The organism is Rhodophyticola sp. SM2404 (assembly GCF_053570515.1).
Map to the genome: position 1 here is coordinate 300,557 of NZ_JBSEDL010000004.1, position 22,659 is coordinate 323,215.

The following is a 22,659-nucleotide window of genomic DNA, read 5'->3' on the forward strand; positions in this document are numbered from 1 at the left end:
GTCATGAAAATTGAACGTAGTTTTACGCGGGCCGGCGAAGATGCTTATGCCGATCTGGAATTCAACATCACATCGTCCGAGATTCGGAATCCAGATGGCACAACCGTGTTCAAACTCGATGAGGTCGAAGTCCCTCAAGGGTGGAGCCAGGTTGCCTCCGATGTGATTGCTCAGAAATACTTCCGCAAAGCCGGTGTTCCTGCCGCAATGAAGCCGGTCAAGGAAAAGGGTATCCCCGAATTCCTTTGGCGCCACGTGGCCGACGAAAAGGCGCTGGAGGCTATGCCGGAGGACCAGCGCTATGGTGGCGAAACAAGCGCCAAGCAGGTCTTCCGGCGCCTTGCAGGGGCGTGGGCCTATTGGGGCTGGAAGGGTGGCTATTTCACCACCGAGGCCGATGCACAGGCCTATTTCGATGAAATGCAGCTGATGCTGGCGCGCCAGATGGCAGCGCCCAACAGCCCGCAATGGTTCAACACCGGTCTGCATTGGGCTTACGGCATTGATGGTCCGGCCCAAGGCCACCATTATGTCGATTACAAAACCGGCAAACTGACCAAATCCACCTCCAGCTACGAGCATCCACAGCCGCATGCCTGCTTCATTCAGGGTGTGAAGGATGATCTGGTGAATGAAGGCGGCATCATGGACCTTTGGGTACGTGAAGCGCGTCTGTTCAAATATGGCTCGGGCACGGGCACCAATTTCTCGCATCTGCGGGGCGAGGGCGAGAAGCTGTCGGGCGGTGGTAAATCATCGGGCCTGATGGGCTTCCTGAAAATCGGTGACCGCGCTGCGGGCGCGATCAAATCGGGCGGCACCACGCGCCGCGCGGCCAAGATGGTGATCGTCGATGCCGACCACCCCGATATTGAGGCCTTCATCGACTGGAAGGTGAAGGAAGAGCAGAAAGTGGCCTCCTTGGTGGCTGGCTCGAAGATGCATGAGAAGATGCTCAACGGGTTGTTCGCGGCTGTGAAAGGCTGGGATGGCTCGGCCGAGGATGCGGTTGATCCTGCCAAGAACACACAGCTCAAAGACGCAATTCGCGCGGCCAAAAAGGTCGCAATCCCCGAGACTTACGTCAAGCGGGTGCTGGATTACGCAAAGCAGGGCTACACCTCCATCGAATTCCCGACCTATGACACCGATTGGGATAGCGAAGCCTATAGCTCGGTCTCGGGCCAGAACTCCAACAACTCGATCCGCGTGACCGATGCCTTCCTCAAGGCCATCGAGAATGACGAGGATTGGGCGCTGCTCAGCCGTGTAAATGGCGAGGCGACAAAAACCATCAAAGCCCGCGATCTGTGGGAAAAGGTGGGCCATGCCGCGTGGGCCTGTGCCGATCCCGGCATCCAGTACCATGACACGGTCAATGCGTGGCACACTTGCCCCGAAGATGGTCCGATCCGCGGCTCGAACCCGTGCTCGGAATATATGTTCCTTGATGATACGGCCTGTAACCTTGCCTCGATGAACTTGCTGAAGTTCTACAAAGACGGCCAGTTCGACGCCGAGGCCTATATCCACGCGACACGTCTTTGGACGCTGACGCTGGAAATTTCGGTGATGATGGCGCAATTCCCTTCCAAGGAGATTGCACAGCTTTCCTATGACTTCCGCACGCTTGGTCTTGGCTATGCCAATATCGGTGGCCTGCTGATGAATATGGGCTTTGGCTATGACAGCCCCGAGGGCCGTGCGCTTTGTGGCGCGCTGACCGCGCTGATGACGGGTGTATCCTACGCCACTTCCGCCGAGGTCGCCTCTGAGCTTGGGTCTTTCTCGGGCTATGAGCGCAACGCAAACCACATGCTGCGCGTCATCCGCAACCACCGCAATGCCGCCTATGGCAAGGCGGATGGCTATGAAGAGGTCAATGTCACACCCGTGCCGCTGGACCGCGCCAATTGCCCCGATGACCGTCTGGTCGCCCTTGCCCGCAATGCATGGGACGAGGCGCTGACGCTTGGTGAAAAGCACGGCTTCCGCAACGCCCAGACCACCGTGATTGCGCCCACAGGCACAATCGGTCTGGTGATGGATTGTGACACCACAGGCATCGAGCCTGACTTCGCTTTGGTGAAGTTCAAAAAGCTCGCAGGTGGTGGTTATTTCAAGATCATCAACCAGTCGGTGCCCGCCTCGTTGACCAAGTTGGGGTATTCCTCCAGCCAGATCGAAGAAATCATCGCCTATGCGGTGGGTCACGGCACCATCGGCAATGCGCCCGGCTTGAACCACACATCGCTGATCGGCCATGGCTTTGGCAAAGAGGAACTGGAAAAGATCGAAGCAGCTCTGCCATCGGCCTTTGATATCCGCTTTGTGTTCAACCAATGGACCTTGGGCGAGGAATTCTGCACCAAGACCTTGGGCATCCCTGCCGAAAAGCTGAACGACCCGACCTTTGACCTGCTGCGTCACCTCGGCTTCTCCAAGAAAGACATCGAAGCGGCCAATGACCATGTCTGCGGCACGATGACTTTGGAAGGCGCGCCATTCCTCAAGGATGAGCATCTCAGCGTCTTTGATTGCGCCAATCCATGCGGCAAGAAGGGTAAGCGCTATCTAAGCGTCGACAGCCATATCTATATGATGGCAGCGGCTCAGTCCTTCATCTCGGGCGCGATCTCCAAGACGATCAACATGCCCAATGACGCCACCATCGAGGATTGCCAGAAGGCTTATGAGCTGAGCTGGTCCTTGGGTGTGAAAGCCAATGCGCTCTATCGTGATGGCTCCAAGCTCAGCCAGCCTCTGGCCGCCGCTCTTGTCGAGGATGATGACGAGGCTGCCGAAACCCTCGAGACAGGCAACCCGCAGGAAAAAGCGCAAGTGCTGGCCGAGAAGATCATCGAGAAGGTGATCGTCAAGGAAATCGTCAAGGCGGAGCGTGAAAAGCTGCCACAGCGCCGCAAAGGCTATACGCAAAAGGCGATTGTGGGTGGCCATAAGGTCTATCTGCGGACAGGCGAATATTCCGATGGTGCGCTTGGTGAGATCTTCATCGATATGCATAAAGAAGGCGCGGGCTTCCGTGCGATGATGAATAACTTCGCCATCGCCGTCTCGGTTGGTCTGCAATATGGCGTGCCACTTGAGGAATTCGTCGATGCCTTCACCTTCACCAAATTCGAGCCCTCGGGCATGGTGCAGGGCAATGACTCGATCAAGAATGCGACCTCGATCCTTGATTATATCTTCCGCGAATTGGCGGTCTCCTATCTCGACCGGACCGATCTGGCGCATGTGAAGCCAGAAGGTGCGAGCTTTGACGATATGGGCCGTGGCGTAGAAGAGGGCGTGTCGAATGTGACGCCTGTCTCGGAGAGCGCGGCCTCCAAATCGCTTCAGGTGCTCAAGCAGATCAGCTCCACAGGCTATCTGCGCAAGCGCGTCCCGCAGGATCTGGTTGTCCTGCAAGGCGGTGCATCCGCGGCTGATGCCGATCCCGTGACGACCTTGGAAACCCTTGTTCCCGAGATCAAAAGCGGTGGCACCATTGCCGAGGCCACAGGCACCACAGCCGTCACCACGGGCAGCGTCGAGATGAATGCGCGCACCAAGGCGAAAATGCAGGGCTATGAGGGCGAGGCCTGCGGCGAATGTGGCAACTACACGCTGGTGCGCAATGGCACCTGCATGAAGTGCAACACCTGCGGCGGCACATCGGGCTGTAGCTAAGCACAAGAGATCGGGCGCACCGCTTTTGCCAGCGGTGCGCCTGAAACACGGGGCGGGTGCGCTCGCCCCTGACGCGTATCAGGCCGCAGGCAAAAACTACGGGCGGTAACAATGAGTGAGCCTGATAAGCGAGACTCGGGGGTGCATTTTGCATCCCCTTTTTCTTTGCGGGACAGCTTTAGCTGTTGGATGCCAGCTAGAGCAGGGCGTCAATAAAGTTGCGGACTGCCTCGCCTGCATCTGGGAAGAAATAGAAAACCGCACAAAGCATGATAACCGCGCCGAGCAGCCATCCAAGGCCCTCAAAGAAACCGCTGAGCAAAGCGCCGAGTGTTGTCATAGCAGAGTGTTTCATGATCAAACCTCCTTGGACCATATTATTTATGTTTGGGGATCGGTTTGAATTTTCAATTCATCGCGTGACGGGCGGGCGGAAAGCTGCCTGTGTTGGATGACGTGATCAGAATAAGAGCGCCCAAGGGGCGCTTTTTCATTGTGCTGCAATGGGGTGCAGGGTGGGGCTAGTCTTTGCTGCGCAATTTGACGGATTTGCGATGCGCCCGCGTCGTGCGCAAAACCAGCAGCGATGCAATGCCCAGACCCGCCAGAGCGGCAAGATGCGACGGGTCACTGACCCAATGGCCCGCTATGGCCGCCCCATGGCCCGGATGCCCCATTGCAGGCGAGGCCGTGAGGGCCAGCATCAGTGCAAAATAACGGTTCATGGGGTGTCCTCCGCGTAAGTCTGTTTGAGCCAGATTAAACGCGCGGCTGGCAGACTTGCCATGGAGGGGCGGGGGCTCAGGCTGTATGGCGATTGGAGGGGCTGTTTTTTGGGCAGCCCGACGGCAGACTGCCCGATATTTACGCAGGCTGAGGTCAGCCTGTGATGGGCGTGAAGCTGTAACCTTCGGCTTCACGTGTGACATGGCCGATCCCGCCTTCGGGCAGGTGGAAGCCGATCAGTTTCATCTCGTCACTGGCCACTTGATCAAGAACCGCCGCACGGGTCTGCGCGCCAAGCGCGCCATCCTGATCCGAGCCCGAGGCCCAAGCGGGGCGTGCAAAGCTGATATGATCATTCGTGGCGACATCGCCAAGGATAAAGGCCGTCTCTGTGCCATCCGAGAGAAGGAAGGACATATGGCCTGGCGTATGGCCCGGTGTCAGCATCGAGGTCACGCCTGGCAGGATTTCGGTGCCGCTTTGGATGCGGGTGATCTGATCCCCCAGCATGCTCAACCGCCGCTCGGCCCCTGCGGCGAAGGCTGCGCGCGCCTCACCGATAGAACTGGGGGTGGCGGGATCCGTCCAATAGGCAAATTCGGTCTCGCCCATCATATGTTCGGCATTGAAGAAGGTGGCCTCGTCGAAATCATCCAGCACGCCCCAGAGATGGTCGGGATGGCCATGAGTGAAGACGACATGGGTGATGTCATCCGCCGCGATCCCTGCCGCATCCAGCGTGTCGATCAATTGGCCAGCCGTGTTCTGGAAGGAAAAGCCCGAGCCCGTATCGAATAAAACCAGCCGATCCTCATGGCGCAGCAGTGTGATGTTGCAAGGCGGGGTGAGGGGGGCTGTTCGGTCGATCCCGAACTCGCTCAGGAGGGGGGCGAGCGCGTCCTGATCCATCGGGCCAAAGATGAAATCGGCGGGCAGGGTGAGATTTCCATCGCTGAGCGTGGTGATCTCCATCCCGCCCATGGTCAGGCTTGTCTGGCTCCAGACCCGCGCGGGCAGGGCGGTTGCGGCCATGGTTGCCGCTGTAGTCGCCAGAAATTGGCGTTTTGTAAGGGTCATTTTTGGTCCTCCCGATAATGCGGCGAGGCTAGCGGAGTTTTATATATTCATAAAGCGTAATATTTGGGGGCTTTGCCCCCGCCACCGCCTTGCGGTGTCTCCCCCAAAGTATTTGAAAAGCAAAGAGGGGCGCGTGCGCACGGCTTTAGGCGGCAAGGCCTGCGCGGAATGCCGAGGGGGTCTTGCCTGATTCCTGACTGAAGGCGCGGGTGAAATAAGCGGGCGAGGAATAGCCCAAATAGTCCGCGATATCTTTGGCCGACATCTTTGTATCAGCCAGCAAGCGCCGCGCCTCGCTTGTGAGGCGTTCGGTCAGCAGCGCATGGGCAGGCCGCCCCGCAGCGCTTCGGCAAACGCGGGACAGATGTGTTGGTGTCACGCCGAGAAGGGCCGCGAAATCGGCAACGCTATGGCCCTGACGGAACTGGTTTTCCATCAGAGAGGCGAAATTTTCGACCAGAAGATGTGCTTTGTTGCGCGTTTGCGCATTGCCATAGCGCGCCAGCATGCGTTCGATCCATGTCGAGATCAAAAGGCTATGCCCTGCAAGGGCGCGATCCATGGCGGGGGCGGCGGCTGCGATTTCACGCTCGATATTGTCGATATAGCCCGTCAGCATTCCCTGAGATTCGATTTGAGAAATGCGCAGCAGGAGAGAGGCCTCTGGCAGCCGCAGATAGGGATCGGCGGGCATTTGCAGCATCAAACCTTGCACCTGCGCGGGCAATTCGATCGAGAACATCGTCGCGGGGGGCACGAAGATCGCCGTGTTGGGCCCATAGCCGCGTGTGACGCAATTGACCGAGTGGCGTGCCGTTCCGCGCGTGATCCAGAAGAGGCGGTTATGTGGGCTGGAATGCAGATCCTCACTGCGCCAGCTTGCGCGCATCCGCAAGGCGCCGAGCGAGGCAACCGCAAATTCTGGTGTCGGATCACTATTCATGGCGAATAGTCGTATATGTTGAAATAGTGAAAGAAAAGCTTAAATTCTCTTTCGATAGAGACTTATTATCTATTGATATGTGCTAGGGCTGTGAGAGCTTTCTCCAAGCGCCCATCCTTGCACGGAACCATGTTCGTTGCCGTTTGGCATATTGGCGGCTTGCGATAATGGCGTCCTCGCGGGCTTGTTCCAAGCTGATCTCGCCTTTGAGATGGGCGATCAATTCGGGCGCGCCGATGGCTTTGGCCGCACCGCCTGCCTGGTCCCAACGGGGCAGATTGGCGCGGGCTTCCTCCAATGCGCCTTGTTCCAGCATGAGATCAAAGCGGCGCACGATCCGTTCGGCCAGCCAATCGCGCTCGGCCTCGATCACAAGGGGCAGGCAGGCCGAGAGCGGGAGGCGCGGGGCAGGCGTGTCATTCTGCCAATCCGATAATGGCCGCCCTGTGGCGCGCGAGACCTCCCAGCCGCGCTGGACGCGCGCGCGGTTCTTGAGGTCGATCCGCGCGGCAAGCACGGGGTCGGCGCGCTGTAACTCGGCCAAAAGCTGCGCATCTGGCATTTGATCGGCCTCTTGTCGTATCTCGGGCGGTGTGGCGGGGATTTCGGCCAGACCTTCGGTCAAGGCGCGGAAATAGAGGCCCGTTCCCCCGACAATAACGGGGCGCATACCGTCGCTTAAATAGGGTTCCAGATCACGCAGCCAATGGCCGACGGAATACTCGGCCTCGAAAGGAACATGGCCGTAAAGGGCATGCGGGCTGCGCGCTTCTTCCTGTTCGGAGGGGCGCGCGGTCAGCAGGCGCCAGCCCTCATAGACCTGCAGCGCATCGGCATTGATGATCCGGCCGCCGCCCTGCGCGATGATCCTTGCGGCCAAGGCAGATTTTCCTGCAGCGGTTGGCCCTGCGATCAAAACGGGCAGGTCATTTGGTATTTTGTCTAAATCTATCAATGCGCTGCCAGTTCTTCTTAAGAGAAATTCCTTGCAAGTTTCTATCTGGCATAGATCGCGTGCCATGTTGAACCCATCGTCTTTTTAGACCATGGTGCGCCAAGCTCAATCCAGTCAAAGCTCAAGCTTGCGCAAGCAGGCCGGTTTTGCCACGCCTAAAGAGGACCTTATGGCTGAAAATACTCCCTCCGTTGATCCGCTCTATAATCGCGTCATGTTGAAAATTTCAGGTGAGGCGTTGATGGGAGATCAGGGTTTTGGCCTGCATCCCCCCACCGTGGAGCGCATCGCGCGCGAGGTGAAATCGGTGCATGATCTTGGCGTCGAGATTTCGATGGTGATCGGCGGCGGCAATATCTTCCGCGGATTGCAGGGCAGCGCCCAAGGGATGGAGCGGACTACCGCCGATTATATGGGCATGCTGGCCACAGTGATGAACGCGTTGGCGATGCAAAGCGCGCTTGAGGAAATCGGTGTATTTACCCGTGTGATCAGCGCGATCCCGATGGATCAGGTTTGCGAGCCCTATATCCGCCGCCGCGCGGTGCGCCATCTGGAGAAACAGCGCGTGGTGATTTTTGCGGCTGGCACAGGCAACCCCTATTTCACCACGGATACCGCCGCGACTTTGCGCGCCAATGAGATGAAATGTGAAGCGATCTTTAAGGGAACCAAGGTAGACGGTGTCTATGACAAGGACCCGAAGAAGCATTCCGATGCCAAACGCTATGACGAGATCACATATGATGAGGTTCTGGCGCAGCATCTTGGCGTCATGGATGCCTCGGCCATTGCTTTGGCGCGGGAAAACCACACCCCCATTATCGTGTTCAGCCTTGATGAACCCGGCGGCTTCCGCGGGATCCTTGCGGGGCAGGGCACCTATACAAAAGTTAAGTAAACGCCTAAATAGGCGGCATCAGAGACCAACCTGACGGAGAAACGGGGCGCATGGCCGACGAAGAATTTGAACTTGATCTCGCAGATATCGAACGCCGCATGGATGGCGCTTTGGCCAGTTTGCGGACGGAATTTTCCTCTCTGCGCACAGGGCGCGCCTCGGCGTCGATGCTCGATCCGGTGATGGTGGATGCCTATGGCCAGCCCACACCGATCAATCAGGTCGGCACCGTCAATGTGCCCGAGCCGCGTATGGTCACCGTCAATGTCTGGGATAAAGGCATGGTGGGTAAGGTTGAAAAGGCGATCCGCGAGAGCGGGCTTGGCATCAACCCGCAGCTCAATGGCACGATCATCATGCTGCCGATCCCCGAATTGAACGAGGAACGCCGCCGCGAATTGACCAAGGTCGCTGCGCAATATGCCGAAAGCGCGCGCGTCTCGGTGCGCAATGTGCGCCGCGATGGGATGGACCAGATCAAGAAAGCCAAATCCAACGGCATGAGCGAGGATGACCAGAAAATCTGGGAATCCGAGGTGCAGGAGCTGACGGATGCGCATATCGCTAAGGTCGATAAGGCGCTCGAAAGCAAGCAAGCCGAAATCATGCAGGTCTGACCGCGGGGGCGGATCAGACGGGTGTTAGACTAACCGAATGGGGAATGGGTCAAATGGGCAAGACAGGCGGCAAGGCCGAACATGTTGCCATCATCATGGATGGCAATGGCAGATGGGCGCAAATGCGCAACCGTCCTCGGCTTGTGGGCCATCATGCGGGCGCCAAACGCGTTAAGGAGATCGTTCAGGCCTGCCCTGAGGCGGGGGTGAAATACCTCACGATTTTTGCCTTTTCGACCGAGAATTGGAAACGCACCCAAACCGAAGTTGCGGGGCTGATGCGTCTGTTCAAGCGTTATCTGCGCCGTGAGGCTCAGGATTTGCTGGAAAATGGCGTGCGCGTGCGGTTCATCGGGGACCGCGTGCGGCTTGAGCCTGCTTTGGTTGATATGATGGATAATCTTGAATTGCTCACAGCGGGCAATGACAAGATCAACCTGACCGTGGCCATCAATTACGGTGGTCGGGATGAGGTTTCGCGCGCGACCAAGCGCTTGGCCTATGACGTGGCCGCAGGCAAGCTAGACCCCAAGGATGTGAATGACGAAACCCTGCCGCGCTATCTGGATACCTGCGTGTTGCCCGACCCTGATCTGGTGATCCGCACCAGTGGCGAGGCGCGGATCTCGAACTTCCTGCTCTGGCAATCGGCCTATGCGGAATACGAATTTATCGACACGCTCTGGCCTGATTTTACAGCGCAAGAATTTGGTGAAGTGGTTGCCCGTTTCGGCACGCGCGAACGGCGTTTCGGCGCGGTTCTGGCCTGAATATATAAGGCGCGGACCGATCATGACAGAACGCGCTGGACAGTTTTCCGATCTCTTTGCCCGTCTCATCACAGCGCTGATCATGGCCGTTATCGGCTTGGCAGCGGTCTGGATTGGCGGGGGCTGGTTCAAGCTGTTTGTGGCCGTAATCGTGGCCGTGCTGATTTGGGAATTGGCGCAAATGCTGGGGGGCGAGCGCAAGCGCGCCCTGTCTTTGGGCGGATTTGCGGCGGCCGTTATCCTGATTTCGGGCCATTTGCCTTCTGGGTTGGGGCTGAGCCTGCCCTTGCTGTTCCTCGTGGCTTTTGCGGGTGTTGCAGCGCTTGAGCGGCACCGCACACTTTATATGCCGCTTGCCATGCTGATCATGCTCGCGGCCTATGGGTTGATCGTGCATCGCGACAGTTTCGGGCTGACATGGATGCTCTGGCTGGTTCTGGTGGTGATTGCGACCGATATCTTGGGCTATTTCGCAGGCCGCATCTTTGGCGGGCCGAAATTCTGGCCGGCGGTGAGCCCCAAGAAAACATGGTCGGGTACAATCGCAGGCTGGATCGGCGCGGGGGGCGTGGGCGCGATCTTCATGGTGCTGACAGGGGCAGGGGTGCAGGTCATCGGCATCTCGGTGGCTCTTTCGATGGCAAGCCAGATGGGCGATATCGCGGAATCGGCGGTGAAACGGAAAATGGGCGTCAAAGACAGCTCGAACCTTTTGCCAGGTCATGGCGGCGTGTTTGACCGCTTTGACGGAATGCTGGGGGCGGCAATGCTGCTTTTGATCGTGGAAAGCTTGACCTCCTTCCCGCCAATGCCACCCTTGTGAGCACAGGGAGAGGTCACATCATGCGTGTCAGTATTTTCGGAGCGACAGGCTCCATCGGCCAGAACACCCTTGATCTGATCCGCCGTGATCGCGAGGCCTATCGCATTATCGCCCTGACAGGCGGGGCCAATATCGCGCAGCTGGCGGCGGATGCGATTGAATTCAAAGCGGAAATTGCGGTCACCGCTGATGAGGCGAAGCTGCCCGCCCTGCGTGAAGCGCTTGCTGGCCACGGTATTGAGGCCGCGGCGGGCGCGGGCGCTTTGCTTGAGGCCGCGGATCGCCCCGCAGATTGGGTGATGTCGGCCATCGTGGGCGCGGCAGGGCTTGCCCCGGGCTTTCATGCGTTGCGCCATGGCACGACGCTGGCTTTGGCCAATAAGGAAAGCCTTGTCACGGCGGGGCAGCTTTTGCTGTCCGAGGCCAAGGCCCATGCCGCACGTATCCTGCCCGTCGACAGCGAACATTCCGCCGTGTTCCAAGCCCTTGTCGGCGAAGATATGGATGCCGTTGAGCGGATCATCATCACCGCCTCGGGCGGGGGCTTGCGCGACTGGCCGCTGGAAAAACTGGCGGATGCTACGCTGGCCGATGCAGGGGCCCATCCCAATTGGGATATGGGCCAGCGGATCACCATCGACAGCGCGTCTATGTTCAACAAAGCCTTGGAACTTATTGAAACGCGTGAGTATTTTGAGGTTGGCCCTGATGTGATTGAGACGGTCGTGCACCCCCAATCGATTGTGCACGCCTTGGTCGGGTTTCGTGATGGGGCCTTGATGGCGCATCTGGGCGCGCCCGATATGCGCCATGCAATCGGCTATGCACTGCATTGGCCCGAGCGGCGCGATCTGCCCGTGGCGCGCATTGATCTGGCCGAGCTTGCAAAACTGGAATTCCACACCCCCGATCTGGCGCGCTATCCCGCTTTGCGCCTCGCGCGTGATGTGATGGAAACGCGCGGCGCTGCGGGCTGTGTCTTCAATGCGGCCAAGGAAATCGCGCTGGACGGGTTTATCGCAGGCGAGATCGGTTTCATGCAGATGTCAGCGGTGGTCGAGGCCACCCTAGACGCCATGTCGCAGGAATTTCGCCTTACTGATGCCATAGAGACCCTTGAGAGAGTGCTGCAAACAGACCATCTCGCAAGGATACGCGCGCAAGAACAGTTGTGCGCCATCAAGGAGCAGAACTGATATGGAATTCATCCCACAATTTGGTGGCGTCGTCTTTACCATCCTGGCCTTCGTGGTGGCCTTGTCGATCATCGTCGCGATCCATGAATATGGTCATTACATCGTCGGGCGCTGGTCGGGCATTCATGCCGAGGTGTTTTCCATCGGATTTGGCCCTGTTGTGTTCAGCCGCACTGATAAACATGGCACGCGCTGGCAGATTGCAGCGTTGCCCTTTGGGGGTTTCGTAAAGTTTTTGGGCGATAGCGATGCGGCCTCTGGCAAGGATGGGGCCGCGATGGACGCGCTCGATATGAAAGAGCGGCGCCGCTCGATGCATGGGGCGCCGCTTTGGGCGCGCTCGGCCACCGTGGCGGCAGGCCCTGTGTTCAATTTTTTCCTGTCGATCCTCGTCTTTGCGGCCTTCAGCTTTTTCATGGGGCAGGCGGTTAATGAGGCGCTGGTCGGCGAGCCGCGCGATCTGCCCGCCGAGATTGTCACGCTGGAGGAAGGCGATCTGATCCTGTCGATCGAGGGCAATCCCGTGGCTGATCTGGCCGATCTGTTTGTCGTCTCCGACGAGATCGAGCCCGCACCCATGGTGACCTATGAGATCGAGCGGGGCGGCCGCGTGCTCAGCGTCGAGGCCGCCAGCCCGCTGATCCCTTATGTGCAAGGTGTGCAGCCCCAATCGGCAGCGATTGATGCAGGGATTTTGGAAGGCGATGTCATCACATCGGTCAATGGCGACCCGATCTATGCTTTCAAAGAATTGCGCGAGGCGGTCGAGACCTCCGAAGGCGCCCCGATGGAGATCGGCCTGTGGCGCGCGGGCGAACAGATTGATGTCACCCTCAGCCCGCGCCGCGTTGATCTGCCCTTGGCCGAGGGCGGTTTCGAGACCCGCTGGCTGATCGGCATCTCGGGCGGTTTGTTATTCACCCCGCAGACCGAATCTGTCGGACCATTCGCGGCCATCGGCTTTGGCATCGAGCAAACAGGCTCGATCATCCAATCCTCGCTCTCGGGGCTTTGGCATATGATCACGGGCGCGATTTCCAGCTGCAACCTACAAGGCCCGATCGGCATTGCCGAGACCTCGGGCGAGGTGGCCAGCCAAGGTCTAGACAGCTTCATCTGGTTCATCGCCGTTTTGTCGACGGCAGTGGGGCTTTTGAACCTTTTCCCGATCCCCGTTCTGGATGGCGGGCATCTGGTGTTTCACGCCTATGAGGCCGTGGTTGGCCGCCCACCTTCAGACAAGGCGATGCGCATCTTCATGACGGCAGGTCTGACAATGATGCTGTCCCTGATGCTCTTTGCGCTGACCAACGACCTGTTCTGCTAAGCGCGGGCGCGCTCCTGTGGGGCGGTTTTCAAAGAATCGCCCCGCGCCAGCCCAATTCAGGCCACATTCCTTCGGCATCCCAGCCCCAGCCTGTGCGCATACCGCGCCAAACCTCAGGGGGCCGCCATGAAGATGATCAATGACAGCTATCGCAGCATCTCTTTTGTTGTGTTCATGAACATGGACCGTCTTGTGATTATCACAATGATCACAGGGGCTTTGGCCTTGGCCAGCGTGCTGTTTTCCCAAGTCGTGATCTCCTGATCCCGCAAGGCTTTCCCGCGATTGGCTCGATCACCTGTGGGTCTTATGTGCATATCCCAGTGGATAACTTGAGCTGTTGCGGCTCAAGATCGTCGAGTTGGTTTTGACATGGCCCATGCAGCGGGTTAGGGATGCTTGCAAAACGCGGTAAAGAAAAAGGCTATAATCGATGAGGAACCTAAAAGGGGTTTGGGCGGTGCTTTCGCGAGCGCGTGCTCATCTGGTTCTAGCGGCTGTGATGTCCGTTTCGGTCACGTTTCTGGCCTTGCCAGCAGCAGCACAGGATTTCCAGTTCAACAATTTTGACGTGCAGGGCAACCAGCGGATCGAGACGGCGACCATTCTGACCTTCGCGGGCATCCCCGCAGGTGAGGCCGTATCGGGCGGTGTGGTGAATGACGCGCTGCAACGCCTCCAGAATTCTGGCCTTTTTGAAACTGTCGAAGTTGTACCGCGCGGCAGCACGCTGACCATCATCGTGCAGGAATACCCCACGATCAACCGCATCAATATCGAAGGCAATGACCGCCTTGATGATGAAAACCTGCTCGAAATTCTGGCCTCGCAGCCGCGCCGCGTCTATTCGCCTTCTGTCGCGGAACAAGATGCCGAAGCGATCACTGCCGCTTACCGCCAGTCGGGCCGTTTGACGGCAACCGTGGCGCCGCAGATAATCCGCCGCTCCGATAACCGCGTGGATCTGGTTTTTGAAGTGACCGAAGGCCGCGTGATCGAGACCGAGCGGATCGCCTTTGTTGGCAACCGTTCCTATTCCGACCGCCGCTTGCGCCGCGTGCTGGAATCCACCCAAGCAGGCTTCTTCCGCGCGATCGTGTCGCGCGACACCTTCGTGGCCGACCGTGTGGCTTTCGACCAGCAGCTTCTGACCGATTTCTATCGGGAACGGGGCTTTGTTGATTTCGAAGTGCAATCCGTGGTGCCCGAGCTGACGCGCAGCCGCGACGCCTATTTCATCACCTTCAATATCATCGAAGGCCAAAGCTTCGATTTTGGGGAACTGACCGCGACCAGCGATCTTCCCGATGTGGATATCGAGGCCTATCAGGATGCCATCCGCCTGCGTCCGGGCTCGACCTATTCACCACGTTTGGTGGATCAAACCATCAGCCGTTTGGAAAACCTCGCAACCCAGCAGGGCCTGCGCTTTATCCGCGTTGAGCCGCGTGTGATCCGCAATGATGAAGAGCTGACACTGGATGTAGAATTCGAGGTAACCCGTGGGCCACGCGTCTTCGTGGAGCGGATTGATATCGAGGGCAATGCCACCACGATGGACCGCGTGATCCGCCGCCAATTCGACACTGTCGAGGGCGACCCGTTCGACCCTCGCGCGATCCGTCAGGCGTCTGAGCGCATCCGCGCTTTGGGCTTCTTCTCGAATGCCAGCGTCGAAGGGCGCGAAGGCACATCGCCTGATCAGGTCATTGTCGATGTGGATGTTGAAGAACAGCCGACAGGCTCGCTTGGTTTCTCTGTGTCTTATTCATCGGATACAGGAACAGGCTTTGGTATCGAGTTCGCCGAGGATAATTTCTTGGGTCGTGGTCAATCGCTGGAAGCCTCGCTCAATACAGCCTCCGAGTCGCAATCCTTCTCGGCGACCTTCATTGAGCCCGCATTTTTGCGCCGTGACCTGTCGTTCGGCTTGAGCGTTTTTGCTGACGAAACAGACCAACAGAATGCGGCGTATAATACACGTAATGTCGGGACCCGCGTCTCTTTGGGCTTTCCTGTAAGTGAAATGGGCCGGATGGATGTGTTCTATCGCATTTCGCAAGATAGCATCACAAATGTCACCACAAACAGCTCACCGATTTTGCAGCGTGAAGCAGGTGAGTTGATGACGTCCTCCTTGGGCCTCGGCTATAGCTACGACTCGCGTGGGACTGGCCTGAACCCTGAGGCGGGCGTGTTCCTGAACTTTTCGACCGAACTGGCTGGCATCGGTGGCGATACCGAGTTTGTGCGCAGCACTGCAACCGCGATTGCCGAAACGTCCATCATGCGCGAAGAGGTCAGCCTGCGGGCCGCCTTTGAGGTGGGTGGGTTGAATATGCTGACAGGCAATAGCCGCGTTCCTGATCGTTTCTTCTTGTCCTCGCGCCAGCTGCGCGGTTTCGAAGCTGGTGGTGTGGGGCCACGGGACCTAGGCGCGACCAATCAAGACGCGCTCGGTGGTAACTTCTACGCCGCCGCTCGTTTCGAAGCAGCCTTTCCGCTTGGGCTGCCTGATGAATACGGGATCACAGGTGGTGTCTTTTATGACATTGGCACCCTGTGGGGTTTGGATGATGTCGCTGGTGCATCCCTTGTTGATGACGATCTGCATTGGCGTAGCACGGTCGGTTTCTCGATCTTTTGGGATACAGCGATTGGACCTTTGCGCTTCAACTTCTCGCGCGCGCTGGACACACAGGCCTATGACCGGACCCGCGATTTCGATCTGACCATCGAAGCCCGTTTCTGAGGCGCGGTATCATGGCAGAAATTGTGCCAAAAAGACAAAAGGGCGGGGCGCTTCGGGGCCTCGCCTTTGTCGTTGCATTGGGCTTTGTGGGCATGGCTTTCACGGGGTCCCCCAGCCTTGCACAGGGGGCTGATCCCAGCCAGCAACCGCGCCAAGCACCGCTCGGTATTTTGGTGCTGGATCAGGAACAACTCTATTCCCAATCGCTTTACGGTATCCGCCTCAACCAGGAGTTGGAGGCAGCAGGCCAAGCCCTTGCCGCCGAAAACCGCGAGATCGAAGCATTGCTGACCGCCGAGGAATTGCGTCTGACCAATGAGCGCGCCACCATGGAGGCTGACGCTTTCCGCGCATTGGCAGATGAGTTTGACGCCCGCGTCGAAGATATCCGCAGCGCACAGGAAACCAAGGCCCGTTCACTGACCCAACAGGCCGATCAGGGGCGCCAGCGCTTCTTTGATCTGGCCTTTCCGATCCTGATCGAATTGCTGGAAGACCAAAATGCAGGCGCGATCCTTGATAATCGTGCGGTGATCCTGTCGCCTGACAGCGCCGATATCACACCGCAGGCCATTGCACGGATCAACGAGACCCTTGGCGCAGGCGGCGATGCCCCTTTGCTGGATCTGGGCGTTCTCGCCCAACCCGTGCCGCGCGCGGCAGAGCCGAACGACCCCTAGATTTCAAACACCCGACCCCACGCCTTTGTGCGCGCGCGCTTGCCCGAAAGGGGCCGAGTTGCTAGGAGGGTCGACAGACAACTCGGATCACCCGAGACAGACACGGAAAGGATACCAAGCGCATGACGGCTGAAACACCGACCTCCGCCGATATTCACTTGATCCAGAAGATCATTCCCCATCGCTACCCCTTTCTGTTGATCGATAAAGTCAAGGATATCGTGCCCTTCACCTCGGCCACGGGCATCAAGAATGTGACCTTCAATGAGCCGCATTTCCAAGGCCATTTTCCCGGCGCGCCGATCATGCCCGGTGTCACCATCATCGAGGCGATGGCCCAAACCGCTGCCGTCATGGTGGGGGTCAGCGCCGATATGGCTGATAGGGACTTGCTGGTCTATTTCATGGGCATCGACAAAACCAAATTCCGCCGCAAGGTTATTCCAGGCGATGTGCTGGAGATGGACGTTACGGTCACCCGTGGAAAACCTGGCGGCAAGGTCTGGAAATTCGAGGGCCGCGCCACGGTCGAGGGCGAATTGGCCGCCGAGGCCGAGTTTACCGCGATGATGGACTTGCCTGCGGATGCAGGCGGGGCTGCGTGAATGGCGATTGACCCGACATCCGTGATCCACCCATCGGCTGTGATCGAAGAGGGGGCCGTGATCGGCCCTGACTGCCGTATCGGGCCTTTCTGTGTGGTCGGCCCCGAGGTGTCCCTCAAGCGCGGGGTTGAGCTGAAATCCCACGCCGTGGTCACAGGTCTGACCGAGATCGGCGATGAAACGGTGATCTTTCCTTTCGCCAATATCGGCGAGATCCCGCAGGATTTGAAATATGCAGGCGAGAAGACCTCGTTGATCGTGGGCAAGCGCAACCGTATCCGCGAAGGTGTGACGATGAATTCGGGCACCGAAGGCGGGGGCGGGGTGACGCGTATCGGTGATGATGGACTGTTTATGACAGGCGCGCATGTGGGCCATGATGCGCAGGTCGGCAATCATGTGATTGTGGCCAATCAATCCGCCATCGCGGGGCATTGTATCATTGAGGATAATGTCATCATCGGCGGCCTATCGGGCATCCACCAATTCGTCCGCATCGGCAAAGGCGCGATCATCGGGGCCGTGACCATGGTGACCAATGATGTGATCCCTTACGGGCTTGTCCAAGGGCCGCGCGGTGCGTTGGACGGGCTAAATCTTGTGGGCCTCAAGCGCCGCGGCGTGCCCAAGGAAGATATCACCGCTTTGCGCGCCGCCTATCAGGCGCTGGCACAGGGCGAGGGGGCGTTTCAGGAACGCGCGCAACGCCTTGCGGCCGATGATCCATCCTCGGATTATGTGCGCGATCTGGTCGATTTTGTTTTGAAGGGCTCGGATCGGTCCTTCCTGACCCCGAGGTAGCTTTGATGACGCGCGCAATTCTGTCAGGGGCAGGGCGGTTGCCCGCATTGCTGCTAGAGGCAGGACCGGCCCATATTGTGCAATTCGAAGGTGTTCCCAGCACTTCGCTGGACGCTCCCCTGATTGAGGCGCGGTTCGAACAGCTTGGCGGTTTGTTCGAGGCTTTGAAGGCCGAAGGGGTGACCGAGCTGTGTTTGGCAGGCGCGATGACACGCCCCATTCTTGACCCTTCCGCTTTTGATCCGCGCACGGTTGAATTGATGCCGCGTATCCTGCCGACCTTGTCGCGCGGGGATGATGCTTTGCTATCCACCATCGTCTCGATCCTTGAGGATGAAGGCTTCTCGATTTTGGGTGCGCATGACATCCGCCCTGATCTTCTGGCCGAAGAAGGCGTTCTGGCGGGCATGATGAGCGATGCCAAACGCAGCGATGCCGCCCGTGCGCGCGCTGTTCTTGAAACGCTTTCGCCCTTGGATGTGGGGCAGGTGGCCGTGGCTTCCAAAGGGCAGATCTTGGCGATTGAAACCGCACCTGGCACGGATGCGATGCTGGATTTCATTGCCAAACAGGCCCCCAGCTCGGGTGGGGTGTTTGTCAAACGCTCCAAACAGGGGCAGGATTTGCGGGTGGATATGCCATCAATCGGGCCAGATACCGTGCGCCGCGCCGATGAGGCGGGCCTGTCGGGGCTGTGCATCGAGGCAGGCGGCGTGCTTGTTCTGGACCACGAGGATGTCATTTCGGAGGCTCAGGCTCGCGGGATCGCCCTGTGGGCCGAGGCGTGAGCCAGCGCTTTTTCCTGATTGCCGGCGAGGCCTCGGGCGACCGTCTTGGCGCAGCGCTCATTGCAGGTCTGCGCAGCCTTAACCCAAATGCTTCGTTTTTCGGCGTCGGTGGCCCGATGATGGAGGCCCAAGGCCTTCAATCGATCTTTCCGATGGAAGAGTTGAGCGTGATGGGGCTGGCCGAGGTCTTGCCGCGTCTGCGGTCGCTGTTCAAACGGCGCGATCAGGCGGTTGAGGCCGCCCTTGCGATCAAACCCGATGCCTTGATCACAATCGACAGCCCTGATTTCTGCCTGCGCGTGGCCAAAAAACTGCGCCGTGCTGATCCGAGCATCCCCACAATCCATTATGTGGCGCCCTCGGTTTGGGCATGGCGGCCGAAACGGGCCGAGAAAATGGCCCGCAATATTGATCATGTTTTAGCGCTTTTGCCGTTCGAGCCGCCTTATATGCAGGTGGCGGGGATGAGCTGCGATTTCGTGGGCCATCCTGTCGTGGCCGAGCCCTTAGCCAGTGCCGAAGACGCCGCCCAGTTTCGCGCGGCAGAAGGCATTGCGCCCGATGCGCCGCTGGTTCTGGTCCTGCCCGGATCACGCCGCTCTGAGGTCGGGCGATTGGCCGATCGTTTCGGGCAAACATTGGCGCTTTTATCGGAACGCATTCCAGATCTTCAGGTGGTGCTGCCCGCAGCCGAGCATGTAGCAGGCTTGGTCAATGAAAAGGCCGCGCTTTGGGATGTGCCCGTCACCATTCTGGACCCGCGCGAAACCAGTGCCGAGGGTTTCGCCGCCCGCAAACGGGCCGCTTTCGGGGCGGCCAATGTGGCGCTTGCGGCCTCGGGCACGGTTAGTCTGGAACTTGCAGCCGCAAATACGCCCATGGTTGTGGCCTATGATATGAATTGGCTGTCGCGCCAGATTATCGGCTCGATGCTGCGGGTGGACACGGTGACCTTGGTCAATCTGGTCAGCGATACCCGCGCCGTGCCCGAATATCTGGGCGAGTTATGCCGCCCCGATATGATCGCCGCCGCCCTGACCGAGATATTATCGAACGAAACGGTGCGGCTCGAACAGCTCAATGCCGCCGAGGTGACCATGCAGCGCCTTGGTTTGGGTGGGCCTGCGCCCGGTCTGCGGGCGGCACAATCGGTTTTGGCTGCAATTCAGGCCAAAAAAGATGGGGTAAAATAATACCCAATTGTTAAGCTACTGTTTTTGCTTTATAAAGTTAAATTCATGGTGCTTGACCTGCATCTGTCTTTGCCGCATATACCCGCCATCCCAACCGAGGCAGGGGCCTTCCTCTGTCTTTTTTGGTTGCTCTGCCCGAAGGGGCTGGCATTTTGCTAAGGAAGAAGCACATGAAAACCTTTACCGCTACTCCGGCGGATATCGACAAGCAGTGGATCGTGATCGACGCCGAAGGCGTTGTTCTGGGTCGTCTTGCATCGATCATCGCCATGCGGCTGCGCGGCAAGCACAAGCCGAGCTTCACGCCCCATATGGATATGGGCGACAATGTCATCGTCATCAACGCCGATAAGGTGCAGGTGACAGGCAAAAAGCGTGACAAGCCGAACTACTGGCACACTGGCTATCCAGGCGGCATCAAGAGCCGTACAACTGGCCAGATCCTCGAGGGCAAATACCCCGAGCGCGTCGTGATGCAGGCCGTCAAGCGCATGCTTCCCGGTGGCCCGTTGAGCCGTCAGCAGATGACAAATCTGCGTGTATATGCAGGTGGCACCCACCCGCATGAGGCACAAGATCCAACCGTTCTGGACGTCAAGTCCATGAACCCCAAGAATACGCGGAGCTAATCATGGCCGACACACTCTCTTCGCTCGATGAGCTGAAAGGCGCTGTGGCCGAGGGCGCAGCCCCTGACGCCATGGCAGTAGCCTCCACCCCAGTTGAGCCTATGCGCGACGCGCTTGGCCGTGCTTATGCCACTGGTAAGCGGAAAGATGCGGTTGCTCGTGTCTGGATCAAGCCGGGTTCCGGCAAGGTCACCGTCAATGGCAAGCCAATCAACACCTATTTCGCACGCCCCGTTCTTCAGATGATCCTGCGTCAGCCGTTCACGGTTGCAGGCGTTGAAGATCAGTTTGACGTGATGGCCACCGTTAAAGGCGGCGGTCTGTCTGGTCAGGCGGGTGCGGTGAAGCATGGTATCTCGAAAGCATTGCAGTTGTATGAGCCCTCCTTGCGTGGCGCTCTGAAAGCCGCAGGCTTCCTGACCCGTGACAGCCGCGTTGTTGAGCGTAAGAAGTTCGGTAAGGCGAAAGCCCGTAAGAGCTTCCAGTTCTCCAAGCGTTAATCGCCACCGCGCGATCCCGAAAAACCAAAAAGGCCACCCTGCGCGGGTGGCCTTTTTGTTTGGAACGGATGGAGCTGGGTCAGTTTGGCTGCGCCAAGCCCGCATTGCGCATCATCGCTGCGTATTCCTGCAGCATTGCGGGTGACACTTCGGCCTGCGCGTGTTGATCGAGTTTAAAGAACTGCAATTCCTTGGTCAGACCTGTGGCCGCTTGGGTCAGGTTGCCGCTGTCTTTTGACAATTCCTCTGCCAATGTGGCGTTTTCTTGCGTCACGGTTTCCATATTAGAGACGGCGCTGTTGATATCGCCCAAGGCGGTGTTCTGCTCATTCACGCCTGTGACGATTTCTTCGATATTGCCGGTCAATTCGCCGATATCATCAAAGATGCGGCGCAGCTCTTGGCCCGTTTTATCGACCAGATCGACACCGCCCGTTACATGTTTCTGGCTCTCGGCGATCAGCTCGCTGATTTCACGCGCGCTATCGGCGCTGCGCTGAGACAATTGCCGCACTTCCGAGGCCACAACGGCAAAGCCGCGTCCCGCAGCGCCAGCGCGTGCCGCCTCAATCGCGGCGTTGAGCGACAGAAGATTGGTTTGCGCGGCAATATCATCAATCACCGAAATAACCTGCGCGATCCGGTCCGAGCTGTCTTTGATCTTATGCATCGCAGCGATGGCGTTCTGGACCACTGTTTCGCTTTCATTGGTGCGATCACGGGTGGTATTGGCCCCTGTCAAAACGCGGCGTGCACTCTCGACACTGGCCTGTGTGGAGGAGGTCAACTCTTCCACCGCGGCGGCGGTCTGCTCGATTTGCGAGGCTTGGTGGGTTGCGCGGCTGGCCAATTCGCCCGAGGCATTGGTGATGGCCTCGCCGATGGAATGAACCTCGCCACTGACGGCGGTGCCATTGCGCATCAGATTGGACATATGCGAGACCGCCTCATTATAGGCGGTGGCGATTTTGGCCATATCGGGCAGGGAGCTGATCGCGACCCGCGTGGTCAATTTGCCGTCGCGCAGATCAAAGAGCGCTTCTGCGATCTCTTCAATCGCGGTGACCCGTTCCGTGATGTCAGTGGCCACTTTGACCACACGGGTCAGGGTGCCGTTCTCATCTTTGACGGGGGCATAGGTTGCTTGGATCCAGATCTTTTTCCCAGTTTTGGTGACGCGTGGGAATTGATCGGTAAAGCTGCGCCCCGCCTGCAAATCGGCCCAAAAGGTTCTGTATTCTTCGCTCTTGCCGTAATCGGGATCGACAAAGATCGAATGATGACGCCCTGCCACTTCCTCCAGAGGGTATTCGACAGCCCCGAGGAAATTCGGATTGGCGGTGATGATCGTGCCGTCCATTTTGAAATGGATCACGGCTTGCGTGTCATTGACCATTTTGATCACGGCTGCGTCCGCCTCGGCCTCGGCGGGAGTTTGGATGTCCTCGTGTAGCGTGTCGTGATGAGGAGAGGTGGGGCGCTGGTAAGTCATAACTAGGGTCCGAGAATTTAACAAAGTCGCATAAAACAACGGACAGTTTGTCGCGACGTTTAGGAGGTTTTTGAAAGAACGCCTGCAAAGCTGCGTGACCTGTCCGCTCAAACTGTGCTCTGAGGACTCGTCTTTAGCCACCTTCCGCAGCCGTACCCAAGCCCCGTCGAATCCCTTGCGCAGCCCCCTTATTG

Annotated in this window: 22 protein-coding genes; 16 read left to right on the forward strand and 6 right to left on the reverse strand. The window is 58.4% G+C overall.

Translation table 11 applies throughout. From position 1 onward, the window contains the following. Positions 1 to 3 precede the first annotated feature (3 nt). A complete protein-coding gene (locus tag ACTYEO_RS08445) occupies positions 4 to 3,690 on the forward strand; it encodes a vitamin B12-dependent ribonucleotide reductase (protein ID WP_449323286.1) in 3,687 nt (1,228 codons plus the stop codon). A 196-nt stretch (positions 3,691 to 3,886) separates the two neighbouring features. Here the strand turns inward: ACTYEO_RS08445 and ACTYEO_RS08450 are convergent, their stop codons facing one another. The 5 genes from ACTYEO_RS08450 to miaA form a co-directional block, all read right to left on the reverse strand. Continuing rightward, positions 3,887 to 4,045, reverse strand: a complete 159-nt coding sequence (locus ACTYEO_RS08450) for a hypothetical protein (RefSeq protein WP_449323287.1) — start codon at positions 4,043 to 4,045, stop codon at positions 3,887 to 3,889. Between the two features lie 166 nt (positions 4,046 to 4,211). Further along, the gene (locus ACTYEO_RS08455) at positions 4,212 to 4,415 is read right to left on the reverse strand and encodes a DUF6732 family protein (protein ID WP_449323288.1); all 204 of its coding nucleotides are present in this window, start codon (positions 4,413 to 4,415) and stop codon (positions 4,212 to 4,214) included. A 154-nt stretch (positions 4,416 to 4,569) separates the two neighbouring features. Beyond that, positions 4,570 to 5,493, reverse strand: coding sequence for an MBL fold metallo-hydrolase (locus ACTYEO_RS08460; protein WP_449323289.1), 924 nt, complete (start codon positions 5,491 to 5,493; stop codon positions 4,570 to 4,572). 145 nt (positions 5,494 to 5,638) lie between these two features. Next, positions 5,639 to 6,436, reverse strand: coding sequence for a helix-turn-helix domain-containing protein (locus ACTYEO_RS08465; protein WP_449323290.1), 798 nt, complete (start codon positions 6,434 to 6,436; stop codon positions 5,639 to 5,641). 82 nt (positions 6,437 to 6,518) lie between these two features. Continuing rightward, entirely contained in the window at positions 6,519 to 7,391 is an 873-nt protein-coding gene (miaA, locus tag ACTYEO_RS08470; protein WP_449323291.1) for a tRNA (adenosine(37)-N6)-dimethylallyltransferase MiaA, read from the reverse strand. 169 nt (positions 7,392 to 7,560) lie between these two features. On the opposite strand from miaA, the gene pyrH reads away from it, so the two are divergent. The 15 genes from pyrH to rpsI all read left to right on the forward strand — a co-directional run bounded on the left by pyrH (position 7,561) and on the right by rpsI (position 20,973). After that, the gene (gene pyrH / locus ACTYEO_RS08475; RefSeq protein WP_449323292.1) at positions 7,561 to 8,292 is read left to right on the forward strand and encodes a UMP kinase; all 732 of its coding nucleotides are present in this window, start codon (positions 7,561 to 7,563) and stop codon (positions 8,290 to 8,292) included. A gap of 50 nt (positions 8,293 to 8,342) precedes the next feature. Further along, on the forward strand, positions 8,343 to 8,909 hold the full coding sequence (gene frr / locus ACTYEO_RS08480; RefSeq protein WP_449323293.1) for a ribosome recycling factor: 567 nt from the start codon (positions 8,343 to 8,345) through the stop codon (positions 8,907 to 8,909). A 53-nt stretch (positions 8,910 to 8,962) separates the two neighbouring features. Beyond that, entirely contained in the window at positions 8,963 to 9,679 is a 717-nt protein-coding gene (gene uppS / locus ACTYEO_RS08485) for a polyprenyl diphosphate synthase (RefSeq protein WP_449323294.1), read from the forward strand. A 22-nt stretch (positions 9,680 to 9,701) separates the two neighbouring features. Next, positions 9,702 to 10,502 (forward strand): phosphatidate cytidylyltransferase, encoded by an 801-nt coding sequence (locus ACTYEO_RS08490; protein ID WP_449323295.1) that lies wholly within the window; start codon positions 9,702 to 9,704, stop codon positions 10,500 to 10,502. A 17-nt stretch (positions 10,503 to 10,519) separates the two neighbouring features. Continuing rightward, on the forward strand, positions 10,520 to 11,698 hold the full coding sequence (dxr, locus tag ACTYEO_RS08495; protein WP_449323351.1) for a 1-deoxy-D-xylulose-5-phosphate reductoisomerase: 1,179 nt from the start codon (positions 10,520 to 10,522) through the stop codon (positions 11,696 to 11,698). Between the two features lies 1 nt (position 11,699). Beyond that, positions 11,700 to 13,025: an RIP metalloprotease RseP gene (gene rseP, locus ACTYEO_RS08500; RefSeq protein ID WP_449323296.1), complete on the forward strand. Its 1,326-nt coding sequence runs from the start codon at positions 11,700 to 11,702 to the stop codon at positions 13,023 to 13,025. A 126-nt stretch (positions 13,026 to 13,151) separates the two neighbouring features. Next, positions 13,152 to 13,289: a hypothetical protein gene (locus ACTYEO_RS08505; RefSeq protein ID WP_449323297.1), complete on the forward strand. Its 138-nt coding sequence runs from the start codon at positions 13,152 to 13,154 to the stop codon at positions 13,287 to 13,289. A gap of 169 nt (positions 13,290 to 13,458) precedes the next feature. After that, a complete protein-coding gene (gene bamA / locus ACTYEO_RS08510) occupies positions 13,459 to 15,777 on the forward strand; it encodes an outer membrane protein assembly factor BamA (RefSeq protein WP_449323298.1) in 2,319 nt (772 codons plus the stop codon). A gap of 11 nt (positions 15,778 to 15,788) precedes the next feature. Beyond that, a complete protein-coding gene (locus tag ACTYEO_RS08515) occupies positions 15,789 to 16,457 on the forward strand; it encodes an OmpH family outer membrane protein (RefSeq protein ID WP_449323299.1) in 669 nt (222 codons plus the stop codon). Positions 16,458 to 16,579: 122 nt separating this feature from the next. Continuing rightward, the gene (gene fabZ, locus ACTYEO_RS08520) at positions 16,580 to 17,062 is read left to right on the forward strand and encodes a 3-hydroxyacyl-ACP dehydratase FabZ (protein ID WP_449323300.1); all 483 of its coding nucleotides are present in this window, start codon (positions 16,580 to 16,582) and stop codon (positions 17,060 to 17,062) included. Then, complete coding sequence (lpxA, locus tag ACTYEO_RS08525) at positions 17,063 to 17,863, forward strand: acyl-ACP--UDP-N-acetylglucosamine O-acyltransferase (protein ID WP_449323301.1); 801 nt, start codon at positions 17,063 to 17,065, stop codon at positions 17,861 to 17,863. A 5-nt stretch (positions 17,864 to 17,868) separates the two neighbouring features. Beyond that, positions 17,869 to 18,651, forward strand: coding sequence for an LpxI family protein (locus ACTYEO_RS08530; RefSeq protein ID WP_449323302.1), 783 nt, complete (start codon positions 17,869 to 17,871; stop codon positions 18,649 to 18,651). Beyond that, positions 18,648 to 19,844: a lipid-A-disaccharide synthase gene (gene lpxB, locus ACTYEO_RS08535; protein ID WP_449323303.1), complete on the forward strand. Its 1,197-nt coding sequence runs from the start codon at positions 18,648 to 18,650 to the stop codon at positions 19,842 to 19,844. The genes ACTYEO_RS08530 and lpxB overlap by 4 nt, the downstream gene beginning before the upstream one ends. A 170-nt stretch (positions 19,845 to 20,014) precedes the next feature. Further along, complete coding sequence (rplM, locus tag ACTYEO_RS08540; protein ID WP_449323304.1) at positions 20,015 to 20,473, forward strand: 50S ribosomal protein L13; 459 nt, start codon at positions 20,015 to 20,017, stop codon at positions 20,471 to 20,473. Between the two features lie 2 nt (positions 20,474 to 20,475). Continuing rightward, positions 20,476 to 20,973 carry a 30S ribosomal protein S9 gene (gene rpsI / locus ACTYEO_RS08545; protein ID WP_449323305.1) on the forward strand — a complete coding sequence of 166 codons (498 nt, stop codon included), beginning with the start codon at positions 20,476 to 20,478 and terminating at the stop codon, positions 20,971 to 20,973. A gap of 79 nt (positions 20,974 to 21,052) precedes the next feature. On the opposite strand, the gene ACTYEO_RS08550 is transcribed toward rpsI, so the two are convergent. Next, positions 21,053 to 22,465, reverse strand: coding sequence for a methyl-accepting chemotaxis protein (locus ACTYEO_RS08550; protein WP_449323306.1), 1,413 nt, complete (start codon positions 22,463 to 22,465; stop codon positions 21,053 to 21,055). Positions 22,466 to 22,659 lie beyond the last annotated feature (194 nt).

What these genes read in the sequence shown, in the direction of transcription:
- ACTYEO_RS08550 (WP_449323306.1), bottom strand. Translation starts at nt 22,465, where the DNA reads ATGACTTACCAGCGCCCCACCTCTCCTCATCACGACACGCTACACGAG.
- ACTYEO_RS08465 (WP_449323290.1), bottom strand. Translation starts at nt 6,436, where the DNA reads ATGAATAGTGATCCGACACCAGAATTTGCGGTTGCCTCGCTCGGCGCC.
- bamA (WP_449323298.1), top strand. Translation starts at nt 13,459, where the DNA reads ATGAGGAACCTAAAAGGGGTTTGGGCGGTGCTTTCGCGAGCGCGTGCT.
- ACTYEO_RS08505 (WP_449323297.1), top strand. Translation starts at nt 13,152, where the DNA reads ATGAAGATGATCAATGACAGCTATCGCAGCATCTCTTTTGTTGTGTTC.
- ACTYEO_RS08455 (WP_449323288.1), bottom strand. Translation starts at nt 4,415, where the DNA reads ATGAACCGTTATTTTGCACTGATGCTGGCCCTCACGGCCTCGCCTGCA.
- ACTYEO_RS08450 (WP_449323287.1), bottom strand. Translation starts at nt 4,045, where the DNA reads ATGAAACACTCTGCTATGACAACACTCGGCGCTTTGCTCAGCGGTTTC.
- rpsI (WP_449323305.1), top strand. Translation starts at nt 20,476, where the DNA reads ATGGCCGACACACTCTCTTCGCTCGATGAGCTGAAAGGCGCTGTGGCC.
- frr (WP_449323293.1), top strand. Translation starts at nt 8,343, where the DNA reads ATGGCCGACGAAGAATTTGAACTTGATCTCGCAGATATCGAACGCCGC.
- ACTYEO_RS08530 (WP_449323302.1), top strand. Translation starts at nt 17,869, where the DNA reads ATGACGCGCGCAATTCTGTCAGGGGCAGGGCGGTTGCCCGCATTGCTG.
- lpxA (WP_449323301.1), top strand. Translation starts at nt 17,063, where the DNA reads ATGGCGATTGACCCGACATCCGTGATCCACCCATCGGCTGTGATCGAA.
- uppS (WP_449323294.1), top strand. Translation starts at nt 8,963, where the DNA reads ATGGGCAAGACAGGCGGCAAGGCCGAACATGTTGCCATCATCATGGAT.
- ACTYEO_RS08490 (WP_449323295.1), top strand. Translation starts at nt 9,702, where the DNA reads ATGACAGAACGCGCTGGACAGTTTTCCGATCTCTTTGCCCGTCTCATC.
- pyrH (WP_449323292.1), top strand. Translation starts at nt 7,561, where the DNA reads ATGGCTGAAAATACTCCCTCCGTTGATCCGCTCTATAATCGCGTCATG.
- rseP (WP_449323296.1), top strand. Translation starts at nt 11,700, where the DNA reads ATGGAATTCATCCCACAATTTGGTGGCGTCGTCTTTACCATCCTGGCC.
- ACTYEO_RS08460 (WP_449323289.1), bottom strand. Translation starts at nt 5,493, where the DNA reads ATGACCCTTACAAAACGCCAATTTCTGGCGACTACAGCGGCAACCATG.
- ACTYEO_RS08515 (WP_449323299.1), top strand. Translation starts at nt 15,789, where the DNA reads ATGGCAGAAATTGTGCCAAAAAGACAAAAGGGCGGGGCGCTTCGGGGC.
- ACTYEO_RS08445 (WP_449323286.1), top strand. Translation starts at nt 4, where the DNA reads ATGAAAATTGAACGTAGTTTTACGCGGGCCGGCGAAGATGCTTATGCC.
- rplM (WP_449323304.1), top strand. Translation starts at nt 20,015, where the DNA reads ATGAAAACCTTTACCGCTACTCCGGCGGATATCGACAAGCAGTGGATC.
- fabZ (WP_449323300.1), top strand. Translation starts at nt 16,580, where the DNA reads ATGACGGCTGAAACACCGACCTCCGCCGATATTCACTTGATCCAGAAG.